Here is a 12,312-nt window from a genome sequence, read left to right as displayed (position 1 = left end):
CCGCTCCTACCATCGGTCCGTCGGCAATCCGGAAGACAGGGGTTGGTTCGATGGCGGATGACACTCCGGCAGTGGACCGCTCGAAGCCGAGCGTCGCCCGAATTTACGACTATCTGCTCGGCGGGCACGACAACTACCCGGTCGACCGCGAGATCGGGGACTACTTCCTCCGGGAGCTGCCCGGTTCGGTGGCCGTCCCGGTCGAGAACCGCCGGGCCCTGATCCGGGCCGTGGCGGCGATGGCGACCACCGGCATCCGCCAGTTCCTCGACCTGGGCAGCGGACTGCCGACCGCCGACAACGTGCACCAGGTCGCCCGCCGGCACCGTCCCGACGCGCGCGTGGTGTACGTCGACAACGACCCGACCGTACTCGCCCACGGGCGCGCCCTGTTGGCCGCCGACGGGCGCAGCTCGGTGGTCCTGGCGGACCTGCGCGAGCCCGCGGAGATCCGGCGCCGCCCCGAGGTGGCGGACCTGATCGACTTCGACCAGCCGGTGGGCCTGGTGTTCAGCGCCGTCCTGCACCACCTCGACGACGCCGAGCGACCCGCCGAGCTGGTCCGCTGGTGGACGGAGCGGGTGCCGTCGGGCAGTCAGCTCTACCTCTCGCACTTCCGGTCCGGCGGGAACGAGGAATGCCGGCTGGCGGAGCGGAAGTTGCAGGGCAGCCTCGGCCGCGGCCGCTGGCGCACCGACCGGGAGATCCTGGACCTGTTCGGCGGTCTCGAACTCCTCGAACCCGGCCTGGTGAGCTGCTCCGCGTGGCGCCCGGAGACGGTGTCCGCCCCGACCGGCTCGCCGCGGCGCGAGCCGACGGTGTGGGAGCAGATGATCTCCTGCGCGCTGGCCCGCAAGCCGTAGCGCCCCGCAGGCCCGAGCGCCGCCCGCTGCCACCGCCCACCGCTCACTGCTCACTGCCCGCTGCCCGCGAAAAATCGGATGGGGCCGGCCCCACCGGCTCGGTACTGTCGGGCGGATGACCGAGTTGCAGCGGCTGCGCGCCGACCACGCCCCGGCGGTGCTGGCCTTCGAGGCGGCGAACCGCGCGTACTTCGCCGCTTCGGTCCCCGACCGCGGCGACGCCTACTTCGACCGCTTCGCCGAGCGGCACCAGGCCCTGCTGGCGGAACAGGAGGCCGGCGTCTGCGTCTTCCACCTGCTGGTCGCCGAGGATGGCGCGGTCCTCGGCAGGTTCAACCTGTACGACCTGGCGGACGGTGGAGCCACTCTCGGCTACCGGGTCGCCGAGCGGGCGGCCGGCCGCGGCGTGGCCACCGGGGCCGTCCTGGAGCTGTGCCGGATCGCGGCGGCCCGGTACGGCCTGCACACGCTGCGGGCGGCGACCACGCACGCGAACCTCGCCTCCCAACGGGTGCTGGCCAAGGCCGGGTTCACCCCGGTCGGCCCGGCGGGTCCGGCCGATCTCGGCGGCGCTTCGGGCACCTGGTACCGGCGCGGGCTCCGACCCTGAGCCGTGCTCCGTGCTCCCTCCGCCGTGCGCCGTGCTCGGGCACGCGGGACCGCCGCCGACCCCCGCCGCGGCAGCGCCCCGCTGACCCGTCGTCACATTGTGTGAGGAATGTCTCACAGCTGCCGAACGGACTCCGCATCCCGTCCGATGGTGTGTAAAGCGCCAGGTCACGGCGGGTTGTGACTACTCGCACACGCTCCGGGCGATCTTCTGGCGTGTTCCCTCTGGCGGACTGCGGGGCCGCCCGGGCAGGATCGAGCCCATGGATCTCCTCGACACGCTGACCGACAAGGGCCTTCGCCGGGAACTGCCCACCCGCGAGGAGGCGCTGGCCGTACTGGCCACCACGGATGACGAGCTGCTGGACGTGGTCGCGGCGGCCGGGCGGGTGCGCCGGCAGTGGTTCGGGCGCCGGGTGAAGCTCAACTACCTGGTGAACCTGAAGAGCGGCCTCTGCCCGGAGGACTGCTCGTACTGCTCGCAGCGCCTCGGGTCCAAGGCCGAGATCCTCAAGTACACCTGGCTGAAGCCGGAGCAGGCCGCCGAGGCGGCGGCCGCCGGTGTGGCCGGCGGCGCGAAGCGGGTCTGCCTGGTCGCCAGCGGGCGCGGGCCGACGGACCGGGACATCGACCGCGTCGCGGACACCATCGCGGCGATCAAGGACGCGGACGAGCAGGTCGAGGTGTGCGCCTGCCTGGGCCTGCTGTCGGACAATCAGGCCGAGCGCCTGAAGGCGGCCGGCGCGGACGCCTACAACCACAACCTGAACACCTCCGAGAGCACCTACGGCGACATCACCACCACCCACACCTACGCGGACCGGGTGGACACCGTGGCCAAGGCGCACGGCGCGGGCCTGTCGGCCTGCTCGGGCCTGATCGCGGGCATGGGCGAGAGCGACGCGGACCTGGTCGACGTGGTGTTCGCGCTGCGCGAGCTGGACCCGGACTCGGTGCCGGTCAACTTCCTGATCCCGTTCGAGGGCACCCCGCTCGCCGAGGAGTGGAACCTGACGCCGCAGCGCTGCCTGCGGATCCTGGCGATGGTCCGGTTCGTCTGCCCCGACATCGAGGTCCGGATCGCGGGCGGCCGCGAGGTGCACCTGCGCTCCATGCAGCCGCTGGGCCTGCACATCGCCAACTCGATCTTCCTCGGCGACTACCTGACCAGCGAGGGCCAGGCCGGTCAGGCCGACCTCGACATGATCAAGGACGCGGGCTTCGAGGTTGAGGGCGCCGAGCAGACCACCCTGCCCCGGCACCGGGTCACCGCGGCCGGCGGCTGCGGCGGCGCCTCGGCCTGCGGCGGCCACGGCGAGGACGCGGCGGACGCCTGCGGGACGGGCGCCTGCGGCCCGTGCGGCGGCCACTCCGCGACCGGGGCCGACGTCGAAGCAGAGGCCGCGGCCGGCGAAAGCGACGAGGCGCGCACCGACCTGGTGCGGGTCCGCCGCCGCGGCGCGGGCACCGAGCTGGCGCCGAACGCCTGATGGACGCCGCGCAGTTGCTCGACCTGGATCGGGCGCACGTCTGGCACCCGTACGGTCCGATGCCGGGGACGGTCCGGCCGTTCGTGGTGGAGTCGGCCGCGGGCGTGCGCCTGCGGCTGGCCCAGCCGGTCGGCGGGCACCACGAGCTGATCGACGGCATGTCCTCCTGGTGGGCGGCCATCCACGGCTACCGGCACCCGGAGCTGGATGCCGCCGTCCGCGACCAGCTGGGGCGGATGAGCCACGTCATGTTCGGCGGGCTGACGCACCGTCCGGCGGTCGAACTCGCCGCCAAGCTGGTGGAGTTGACGCCGGATCCGTTGCAGCACGTGTTCCTCGCCGACTCCGGTTCGGTGGCGGTCGAGGTCGCGCTGAAGATGTGCCTGCAGTACTGGCAGTCGCTGGGCCGGCCGGAGAAGCACCGGGTGCTGACCTGGCGCGGCGGCTACCACGGCGACACCTTCCACCCCATGTCGGTGTGCGACCCCGAGGGCGGGATGCACCACCTGTGGGGCGGGGTGCTGCCCCGTCAGCTGTTCGCCGAGGAGCCGCCCTCCGGGTACGACGCGCCTGCCGACCCGGCGTACCTGGCGCACCTGGCCGAGCTGATCGGCCGTCATGCCGGCGAGCTGGCCGCGGTGATCGTCGAGCCGGTGGTGCAGGGCGCGGGCGGCATGCGCTTCCACTCCCCCGCCTACCTGACCGCGCTGCGCGAGCTGTGCGACGCGCACGACGTGCTGCTGGTCTTCGACGAGATCGCCACCGGCTTCGGCCGCACCGGCGAGCTGTTCGCCGCCGACCACGCGGGCGTCTCGCCGGACGTGATGTGCCTCGGGAAGGCGCTGACCGGCGGCTACCTGACGCTGGCCGCCACCCTGTGCACCAGCAGGGTCGCCGAGGGCATCTCGCGCGGCGAGGTCCCGGTGCTGGCCCACGGCCCCACCTTCATGGGCAACCCGCTGGCCGCTGCGGCCGCCAACGCCTCGATCGACCTGCTGCTGCGTCAGGACTGGCGCACCGAGGTCAAGCGCATCGAGGCGGCGCTCCGCGACGCGCTCGCCCCGTGCACCGGGCAACCGGGCGTGCGGGACGTCCGGGTGCTCGGCGCGATCGGCGTGGTGCAGTTGGACGCGCCGGTCGACATGGCGGCCGCGACCGCCGCCGCGGCCGAACAGGGCGTCTGGCTGCGGCCGTTCCGCGACCTGATCTACACCATGCCGCCGTTCGTCACCGGCGATCCGGACGTGGCTGCGATCGGCCGCGCCGTCGCCGCCGCGGCCGCCGCCTCGCACGCGGCGCACGGCGGCTGACCCGCCGTCGGCCCTTCCTGTTCCAGCTGCTCCACCGCACCGTCGTCCCGAGGAAGCACCATGTCGCCCGTCCTGTTCGTCACCGGCACCGGCACCGAGGTCGGCAAGACCGTCAGCACCGCCGCCCTGGCCGCGCTCCGCACCGACCCGGTGGCGGTGCTCAAGCCGGGGCAGACGGGGCTGGCGCCGGGCGAGCCGGGGGACGTGGACGAGGTGGCCCGGCTGGCCGGGCCGCTGGTGCACGGCGTCGAACTGGCCCGCTACCCCGAGCCGTTGGCGCCCGACACGGCTGCCCGCCGGGCCGGGCTGCCGCCGCTCGCACCGGAGGACGTGGCGAAGGCCGTCACCGACCTGGCGGACCGCTTCGGGACGGTGCTGGTGGAGGGCGCGGGCGGGCTGCTGGTCCGCTACGACCAGCAGGGCCGGACGCTCGCCGATCTCGCCGCGGCCTGCGAACTCGCGGGCGTGCAGGTCGAGTTCCTGCTCGTCGCGGCGGCCGGGCTGGGCACCCTGAACGCGACCGCGCTGACCGCCGAGGCGCTGCGCCACCGCGGTCTGGCGCTGCGCGGCGTGCTGGTGGGCAGTTGGCCCGCCGATCCGGACCTGGCGGCCCGCTGCAACCTGGCCGACCTGCCGTCCGCCGCCGGCGCCCCGCTGCTCGGCGCGCTGCCGGCCGGTGCGGCGGCGGCCGAAACCCCGGCCGCGTTCCGGGAGTTGGCGGCGGCCTCGCTCGCCCCGTCGCTGGGCGGCCACTGGGACGCGGCGGCGTTCGCGGCGGCCCACCACCCGGGCTGACCGGTGCGGCGCGGCGGGGCCGGGTGCCTCCGCCGCGCCGGTGGTGTTCCGTCAGCCGATGGTCCAGCGCTGAAGCGCGGTGCCGGTGTCGGCCTGCTGGGTGACGAGCGCGCCGTCACTGCTGGAGGCGGTGGTGACCAGCAGCCCGCTCTGCTGCGAGGCGATGGTGTATCCGCTGCCGGCGGCGCTCACGATCCAGCGCTGGTTGCTGCCGCCGGTGCAGGTGTACTGGATGATCGCCGCGCCGGCGCTGCCGGAGCCGCCGTTGACGTCCATGCAGAGCGTCGATTCGGCGTTGCTGATCTGGTAGCTGCCGTCGGCCTGCGCGGTGAAGACCCAGCGCTGGTTCTGCCCGCTGTTCGGCGTCCAGGTCACCAACTGGGTTCCGGCGGTGGTGGAGTGGTTGGGGTCGTCGAGGGCCTTGCCGGAGGCGGTCAGGGTGTGGGTGCCGGCGAGTGCCGGGTTCACCGCCCAGGTGAAGGCGGTGGATCCGCTGGCGGTGCCGGAGCTCGCGGTGACCGTGACGGTGGCGGAGCCGGTGGCGGTCGGGGTGCCGGTGATCAGGCCGGCCGGGCTGATCGACAGGCCGGCGGGCAGACCGGTGGCGCTGAAGGTCAGGGCCTTGCCGGCCGAGTCGTTGCCGCCGAGTTGCAGCGACACCGCGGTGTTGACCTTGGTGGACTGGTTGCCGGGGTTGGTCACGGTGACGGTCTCCGGCGCGCTGCCGGCCGCCGTCAGGGTCAGGGCCTGCTCGCTCGCGGCGCGGCCCGCGCCGACGCCGCTGCCGCTGCTGTCGGTCCAGGAGCGGGCGGGGGCGGTCTCGGCGAGGCGGCCGGTGGCGGCGGACACGCCGAGCGCCAGGCCGCTGTAGCGGTTCACCAGCCGGACGGTGCCGTCGGCCGCGCCGGCGGCGTTCGTGCCGCGCAGCACCCACCACTGCTGGCCGACGGTCGGCCCGCCGGCGGGCGCGGACGCCGCGGTCGGCTGCGCGCCCCAGGCCCGCCCGGCCGTCGCGCCGGAGTTGACGCCGAGCAGCTGCCCGGTCGAGGAGTTGACGATCCGGTAGGAGCCGTCGCCGTTGGCCGCGAAGGTCCACGACTCCAGCGCGGAGCCGGTGGGCGCGGCCAGCGAGGTGGTGGCGCCGCTGCCGGAGACCTGGGCGAGCACCCGGCCGTTGCCGCCCGCGATCCGGTACGCCTTGCTCGGGTCGACCGGCGCGGCGGGCGCGGCGGAGTCGATGGTGACGTTGACGTACTGGCCGGACGCGCCGCCGGAGCAGCCGAACGCGCAGTACGAGCGGAAGGACTTGCCGACGATCGCGGAGCTGGTGCGGTTGGCGCCGTCCAGGAACCAGCGGTACCAGGACGCGGTGTGGTAGCTGCCGGTGTCGCCGATCGGGGTCCACTTCTGGGTGGCCAGGTTGTCGGTGGCGTAGAACTGCTGCGGGGCGTTGCCGCTCTGGTCGACGGCCTGCGGTTCGCCGATGTACAGGCCGAGGTAGGCGTTCCAGGTGACGTCCATGACGAACAGCGGTGAGGTGGCGGGCATCTGGCCGGCCGCGATCTGCTGGGCCGAGGTGCCGGTGTGCGCCGGGTCGTACTCGCCGGAGACCGGGGTGTACCCGGTGCTGCTGTTCGCGCCGACGGGCACCATGTTGGACTCGCGGCCGCCGACGCCGGCCTCGCTCCAGGTGCCGTCGTACCACTTCTGCCAGGAGCCGGGGGCCATCTTGGCGGCGATCGGGGCCCGGGCGACGTGCTCGTAGAACGCCTTCCAGCCGCCGCTCTTGTCGACCACGCGGGAGCCGTAGAACACGTAGAAGTACCCGGAGGCCGCGTCGACCAGCAGGCGCTGGTCGCCATCGCCGTACGAGTAGGTCTGGTTCGGGAACTGCGTGGTGTCGCCGCGGGTGGTGCTGTACGGCGAGGTGATCACGTGGTCGCGGATGGTCCAGGTCCGGCCCTGGTCGGTGGAGACGGCGTAGTCGATGGCGTCGAAGTGCAGTCCGTCGCCGAAGGGTTGGGGGGTGAACTCGTTGTGCACCAGGCCGTACCAGTCCCCGGTGTCGGGGTCGATCCAGATGCCGGACAGGTCGCAGTAGTTCTTGTGCGCGTAACTGCTGCTGCCGGTGGCGGCGGTGGCGGTCCTCCCGGTCGGGCTGTTGTTGCAGCGCCAGGTGGTGTCGTTGTTCTTGTCCTGCGCGTTGGCCGGGTTGACGGCGTTGGAGACGGCGGCGGAGCGGGTGGCGGTGTCGAAGTCGGCGCCGGTGAAGAAGTCCCAGTAGCGCGGGTCGTTGGCGCCGTACAGCGCGGCGGACTGCTGGAACCAGAAGGTGCCGTCCTTGTCCAGGTACGGCACCGCCGGGGTGTCGGTCGGGTGGCTGTACGTCGCGGGGGCGCTCACCGTGACGGTGTAGCCGGCGGCGTCGGGCGCGGCCGCCGCGTTCGGTGCGACGGCTGCCAGGCCGACCGCGGCGGTCAGCAGGGCGGCGGCCAGCGCGGCGACGGCCGGTCTGCGCGGGGATGAGAACACGGGCACTCCCTCGATGGGCGGTTCTGCAATGAGATGCAGTATCCGGGCCCGGATCGCGCACCTGTCAACATCTGCGCACAGAATCTTGCACCTCGACCCGTTCAGGAGTGTGCGAATCGGCCCGCCATGGCGACCGATCGATCAGAGACCAACACCCATCGCACCGAGCGCCGCCCGGCACCGCCACCCCACTGCCCGCCCGCCTCCCCCTCCCGAAAAGCGCACCGTCTTCCGACGGACCGTTGGGTACCGTGGACCCCGCCCGGCGCCGTGCCGGGCCCGAGCACGGGGGCCGACGCTTCATGAACTCACCGCAGATCAGCTCCGATTGGGTCCGGCCCGAGGGCGAGGGCCCGGAGCTCTTCGTGGCCGCGCCGGAGGGGGCGGCGCCGCGGGGCACGGTGGTGGTCGGCATGGAGCTGTTCGGGGTGACGGCCTGGGTGCGCGGCGTCTGCGAGCGGCTGGCCGCCGCGGGCTACGCCGCCGTCGCCCCCGACTTCTTCGGCCGGACGTCGCCGCGCGCCGACCTGCCGTACGACGCGGCGGGCCGCGACGAGGGCTTCCGGCTGCTGGCCGGGCTGACGGCCGATCAGGTCGCCGCCGACACTGCCGTGGCGCTCGCCCAGGGCGCGTCCCTGGGGGCGGGGCCCGGCCGGGCCTTCGCGGGCTTCTCGGTCGGCGGCCACCTCGCCTTCGTCGCCGGCACCCGCCTGCCGCTCGACCTGATCGTCGCCTGCTACCCCGGCTGGCTGCTGGACGCCGACGCCTCGCCGTTCACCGCCGCCCCCGAGCCCCCGCTCTCCCCGCCGGCGCCGCCGCCCTCGCCGCCCAAGGCACCAGCGTCCTCGGCCTGGTCGGCGCCGAGGACCACCTCGTCCCGCCCGCCGACTGGGCCCGCATCGACGCCCGCCTCACCGACGCCGGCGTTCCCCGCTCACTGGTCTCCTACCCCGCCACCCCGCACGGCTTCCTCTGCCCCGACCGCCCGTCCACCCACCGCGCCCCGAAGCCTCCAACGCCTGGTCCCGCATCCTCACCGCCCTGAGCACGCTGCCGTCCTGACCCGCCGTCGGGCGCAGCACGGAATACTCGTCCGATGCACTGGTTCGAACAGGCCCGGGCCGCGGAAGAGACGGCGGACTGGGACACGGCCATCGCACTCGTGAGCGCCCGCGCCGAGTGCTACAGCGCCGACCCCGCCCTCCACAACAACCACCTCTGGCACCTGGACCTGCTCGCCCGCGCCGGACGCGTCCCGGACCTCGAACACCTCGCCCTGACGGACCGCCACGCCCTCCGCCGCCTCACCCGCCTGCTCCGCGACCGCGCTGCGGACAACCAGCGGCCCCCGCTCAACCGACCAGCGGCGCAAGGGCCTTCGGCCACCACAGAGCCCGGCCGCTCGGGCTGAACCGTCCTGCGGACCCATCGCCGCAGACCGCCCTCACCGAACCCGCCTGCCGTGGCCGTCCGCGGCAGCGCCTCCAGCGCACGGCCCCGCTCCTCGCCGGCGAGCCCTCGGCCGCCTGGCCTCGGCCAGTTCGACCACGAGCCCGTGTGCCTCCTAATTGCTGGTGATGTCCGGAATCCCGGTGGGGGCAGGGACGGGTTCGAGGGCGAAAGTCTGGCCCGTGGGCGTGGTGGCACAGGGGAGTTGGAGCACCGAGGCACCCGGGGTGGCGATGCCTCCGGGGACGGTGACGCACGCGTCGGTGTGGGCCGGCCGGATCAGGTAGGCGCCGGAGCCGTCCGGCGACGGGCGCAGCCTGAACCGTTCGGCGGTGCCCCGGCGGCCGCAGTAGTCGTTCATCAGGGTGGCGCCCTCGGTGAGCAGGCCGGAGTCGACTCCCAGGCAGCCGTGGCCGAGAACGGGATGGAGCGAGCGGATCGTGTAGAGGCCGTCGGCCCCCGGTTCCAGGACGTAGGTGGGCACGGCGTTGGCGCAGTCGACCTGCGTCACCCGGCCGCCGCTGTCGTGGACCGCCGACTCGCCCAGGCACAGGCCCGATCCCGTTGGCCGGATCCGGTACGCCCCTGCGGCGAGCGGGGGCGGATCCTGGGCGGCGCTTCCGTGGGGCGCAGCGGTGCCGGCGGAACGGGCGGGGCCGGACGACCGCGCGGGGCCGTTCCGGAGCGCCAGGACGCCCACCACCGCGCAGAGCACGGCCAGGAGGACCCCGAGCAGGGCCGCACCCCGGAGCAGCCGCCGCGAGCCGGGCACCGGCGGAGGCGGTGGAGCGGGGGTGCTCGGCCCCGCCCCACCGGTGTCGTCGGGCTCCTCCTTGCCCGAGGCCAGCCGGGCGCGTGCCTCCAGCCAGGCGGCCGGAGGCCCCTGGTGGCCGCAGGCGAGCAGGAACGCCCGCAGCACTTCGGGCCTGGGCAGTTGGTCATGGCGCAGAACGGCGGCCACCGTGCTCCGCGGGAGCGTCTCGCCGAGTTCGGCGGCGCGTTTCTCCAGGGCGCGGTAGGTGAGTCCGGACCCTTCTCGCAACTCCCGCAGCAGCGCGACGAATTGAGCCGCGTCACGGGCGCGGGCCGGATCGGGCGACGGTGGCGGAGAACTCATCCCGCGATTCTTGCGGAGCACCGCGGGCGGAGCCATCGGAGTTTGAGCCGTTCATGACCACCAATCCCGGGCGGGTGTGCCTAGTACCAGGCGGTGCCCCAGCCGGAGCACTCCACCACCTGACTGCCGTTCAGCGAGCAGACCTGGAAGGTGAACTGGTCGCCGGACTTCATGCCGGTGCTCGGGGACTGGTTGGCGGACTGGCCGTTCACGCCGCTCTGCCAGCGGTGCCAGAGCGTGCCGGTGAGGCTGGAGTTCACCTTCTTCCAGACCACCCTGGCCGAGGTGGTGTCGTCGACCCGGTTGTCCCAGAGGCGGAAGGTGTCGGTCTCGCTGATGTACTCGACACCCGCGAGGTTGTTGGTGGTGCGCAGGGCGGTGGTCTTGGCGGCGGCGGGCGTCACCGCCAGCGTCATTGCTGCCAGGGCTGCTGCCGCGGTGACGACGATGCGACTCTTCATGGGTGTGCTCCTCGATCGGGGCCCGTGACGTCGGCACGACTGCCGTGGTGGGCGCTGCCAGCTTGTGAACCGGCCTGGGAGCGGGTCAACGGCACTCGCCCGTCCGGGACATGGCGCGGCGAACCGGTGGCCCGTGGCCCCGCACGTCCCGGGCCGTCCGGGACGCGTCCGCCCATCGGGCCGGACGCCGCCCTCGGGCCCTCATCCCGTCGGCCCGGCGCGGTGGCCGGCTCCGGCGCCGCCGCGCCGTCCGTCCCGGACGGGTCGGACACCGCTGGTCAGCGGCCGGGCGGCTGTCCACGGGTGTCCGGGACGGCTGATCTCCTTGCCCGGCCGCTTCGGTGGGTGGTGGAGTTCGAGGCGCTCGGCCCCCGGCGCTCCGCCACGAACGGTCCGGGCCGACGACCGGGTTCGTCCGGGCCTGACCGCCCGTCACACCACGAGGAGTTCACGATGATCAAACTCAAGCACGCGGCCGTCGGTGTCGCCGTCGCCGCCAGCGTCGTCCTGGGCACTGCGGGCACCGCGCACGCCGCGAGCTGGATCACCCTGCGCTCGGGGATCAGCCTCGCCACCTGCAAGGCCGAGATGAACGGCGCCACCCAGCCGGTCCGCTGCATCGAGTCCCCGGCCGGCAGCGGCAAGTACAAGTTCCAGGTCTGGGCCTGACCCGCACGACCCGGCGGGCCGCCCGACAACCCGGCCGGCCCGCCACCCACCCACCCTTCCAACTGCTCACCCAGGGCCCGCACTTCCCCCCGACACCTCCGTGGGCTCCACCCTCCCTGCGGGCCGTCTCCGGGCGCACCGCGGCGGACCGCACCATCACCGGCGACACCGACAACAAGGCCATCAGCGCGCGGTGGAACCTCTCGATCGGCAGACTGCCGATCTCGTCCGGCTTGTAAGTGGCCGTCAACCCGTACCAGGAGGGGATCACTCCTTCGGGCATCGGCGTGATCTCCGTACCGGGGACGCCGGTCAGGTGCCGGGTGAGGTACTGAACTTGATCGGGTGATGTCGGGGTCTTCAAAGCCCGGCAAGGGGACCAAGCATCGCTCCCCGGTCAGTCTGGTGACGCTTCGTCGGAACGCTGACGCTCCCACTCCTCGATCCGACTGCGGCGGATCTCTTCTTCAAGGCGGTCGCGTGTCTCACCTGCTGGGAGTGGCTCCTTGAGGGCGTCGAGCATCGCTCGGACGAGCTGTTCCGGCCACCCTGAGGTGTACGGGCTCGCCATCGTCCGGTACCGGGCCAAGAAGGCTTCGTCGCCGTTGACCACAGGGATCTCGCCGGGAGTGAGAGTGAAGGTGTAGGTGACTTCGCTCCCGTCCTCGGCACAGAGAGTCAGGGCCACTGCCGTGTCGGAGAGTACGGTCGCGGACCGTAGCCGAAGATGCATCTGCCGAGTGTCCTCGCAACGTCGGAGCACCCAGCATCCTTCCGTCTCAAGTTGCTGGGTCAGGCATCGGGAATACGCCTTGGGGCAGCGTACTGATCTGCTATTTGGCCCGGTAAGCGCATCGGTCTTCTGAGAACCGCCCCCTCCATCCGCTCCGGGCAACCCGGGCAGGCGGCACCGTGTGCTGGCGCCCGAAGACGGCGTCGCACCGCCCTGAAAGCACTCGCACTGCGCCGAGTTTCCCGGGCTCCTGGCAGGCTCACCACTTCCGGGCCCTCCTACTC

At 73.3% G+C, this 12,312-nt stretch carries 12 protein-coding genes and 1 pseudogene; 9 read left to right on the top strand and 4 right to left on the bottom strand.

The genetic code is table 11. The features are described from left to right. The first annotated feature begins 50 nt into the window (after positions 1 to 50). The 5 genes from KCH_RS33770 (at position 51) to bioD (ending at position 5,067) form a co-directional block, all read left to right on the top strand. Complete coding sequence (locus tag KCH_RS33770) at positions 51 to 863, top strand: SAM-dependent methyltransferase (protein WP_035869586.1); 813 nt, start codon at positions 51 to 53, stop codon at positions 861 to 863. A 115-nt stretch (positions 864 to 978) separates the two neighbouring features. Then, entirely contained in the window at positions 979 to 1,473 is a 495-nt protein-coding gene (locus tag KCH_RS33765; RefSeq protein ID WP_035869583.1) for a GNAT family N-acetyltransferase, read from the top strand. A 262-nt stretch (positions 1,474 to 1,735) separates the two neighbouring features. Further along, positions 1,736 to 2,962 (top strand): biotin synthase BioB, encoded by a 1,227-nt coding sequence (gene bioB / locus KCH_RS33760; protein WP_035869580.1) that lies wholly within the window; start codon positions 1,736 to 1,738, stop codon positions 2,960 to 2,962. Beyond that, positions 2,962 to 4,272: an adenosylmethionine--8-amino-7-oxononanoate transaminase gene (locus KCH_RS33755; RefSeq protein ID WP_063750226.1), complete on the top strand. Its 1,311-nt coding sequence runs from the start codon at positions 2,962 to 2,964 to the stop codon at positions 4,270 to 4,272. The genes bioB and KCH_RS33755 overlap by 1 nt, the downstream gene beginning before the upstream one ends. 60 nt (positions 4,273 to 4,332) lie before the next feature. Continuing rightward, a complete protein-coding gene (bioD, locus tag KCH_RS33750; RefSeq protein WP_035869577.1) occupies positions 4,333 to 5,067 on the top strand; it encodes a dethiobiotin synthase in 735 nt (244 codons plus the stop codon). Positions 5,068 to 5,118: 51 nt separating this feature from the next. Here the strand turns inward: bioD and KCH_RS33745 are convergent, their stop codons facing one another. Next, the gene (locus tag KCH_RS33745) at positions 5,119 to 7,599 is read right to left on the bottom strand and encodes an RICIN domain-containing protein (protein ID WP_035869574.1); all 2,481 of its coding nucleotides are present in this window, start codon (positions 7,597 to 7,599) and stop codon (positions 5,119 to 5,121) included. Positions 7,600 to 7,901: 302 nt separating this feature from the next. Between KCH_RS33745 and KCH_RS47530 the strand changes: the two are divergent. The 3 genes and pseudogenes from KCH_RS47530 to KCH_RS33735 form a co-directional block, all read left to right on the top strand. Then, a pseudogene (locus KCH_RS47530) lies at positions 7,902 to 8,330 on the top strand (dienelactone hydrolase family protein); the annotation flags it as partial. 2 nt (positions 8,331 to 8,332) lie between these two features. After that, a complete protein-coding gene (locus KCH_RS47525) occupies positions 8,333 to 8,644 on the top strand; it encodes a dienelactone hydrolase family protein (RefSeq protein WP_425268925.1) in 312 nt (103 codons plus the stop codon). Positions 8,645 to 8,761: 117 nt separating this feature from the next. Then, positions 8,762 to 9,010, top strand: a complete 249-nt coding sequence (locus KCH_RS33735; protein WP_051653738.1) for a hypothetical protein — start codon at positions 8,762 to 8,764, stop codon at positions 9,008 to 9,010. Between the two features lie 153 nt (positions 9,011 to 9,163). Here KCH_RS33735 and KCH_RS33730 read toward each other — a convergent pair whose 3' ends face one another. Both KCH_RS33730 and KCH_RS33725 read right to left on the bottom strand, forming a co-directional pair. Further along, positions 9,164 to 10,165, bottom strand: coding sequence for an RICIN domain-containing protein (locus tag KCH_RS33730; RefSeq protein ID WP_167574162.1), 1,002 nt, complete (start codon positions 10,163 to 10,165; stop codon positions 9,164 to 9,166). Between the two features lie 80 nt (positions 10,166 to 10,245). Continuing rightward, complete coding sequence (locus tag KCH_RS33725) at positions 10,246 to 10,626, bottom strand: hypothetical protein (protein WP_157032303.1); 381 nt, start codon at positions 10,624 to 10,626, stop codon at positions 10,246 to 10,248. A gap of 453 nt (positions 10,627 to 11,079) precedes the next feature. Here KCH_RS33725 and KCH_RS33720 point away from each other — a divergent pair, with 453 nt between their 5' ends. Then, positions 11,080 to 11,295, top strand: a complete 216-nt coding sequence (locus KCH_RS33720) for a hypothetical protein (RefSeq protein ID WP_035869568.1) — start codon at positions 11,080 to 11,082, stop codon at positions 11,293 to 11,295. Between the two features lie 397 nt (positions 11,296 to 11,692). On the opposite strand, the gene KCH_RS33715 is transcribed toward KCH_RS33720, so the two are convergent. Next, positions 11,693 to 11,983, bottom strand: a complete 291-nt coding sequence (locus KCH_RS33715) for a hypothetical protein (protein WP_157032302.1) — start codon at positions 11,981 to 11,983, stop codon at positions 11,693 to 11,695. Positions 11,984 to 12,312: the final 329 nt, after the last annotated feature.

Source organism: Kitasatospora cheerisanensis KCTC 2395 (assembly GCF_000696185.1).
GTDB lineage: Bacteria > Actinomycetota > Actinomycetes > Streptomycetales > Streptomycetaceae > Kitasatospora > Kitasatospora cheerisanensis.
The sequence above is the reverse complement of the archived record's forward strand: the minus strand, read 5'-3'. Positions and strand labels throughout refer to the sequence as shown.

Coding starts and splice junctions, on each gene's coding strand:
- KCH_RS33755 (WP_063750226.1), top strand. CDS start 2,962: ATGGACGCCGCGCAGTTGCTCGACCTGGATCGGGCGCACGTCTGGCAC.
- bioB (WP_035869580.1), top strand. CDS start 1,736: ATGGATCTCCTCGACACGCTGACCGACAAGGGCCTTCGCCGGGAACTG.
- KCH_RS33770 (WP_035869586.1), top strand. CDS start 51: ATGGCGGATGACACTCCGGCAGTGGACCGCTCGAAGCCGAGCGTCGCC.
- KCH_RS33725 (WP_157032303.1), bottom strand. CDS start 10,626: ATGAAGAGTCGCATCGTCGTCACCGCGGCAGCAGCCCTGGCAGCAATG.
- KCH_RS33730 (WP_167574162.1), bottom strand. CDS start 10,165: ATGAGTTCTCCGCCACCGTCGCCCGATCCGGCCCGCGCCCGTGACGCG.
- bioD (WP_035869577.1), top strand. CDS start 4,333: ATGTCGCCCGTCCTGTTCGTCACCGGCACCGGCACCGAGGTCGGCAAG.
- KCH_RS33765 (WP_035869583.1), top strand. CDS start 979: ATGACCGAGTTGCAGCGGCTGCGCGCCGACCACGCCCCGGCGGTGCTG.
- KCH_RS33720 (WP_035869568.1), top strand. CDS start 11,080: ATGATCAAACTCAAGCACGCGGCCGTCGGTGTCGCCGTCGCCGCCAGC.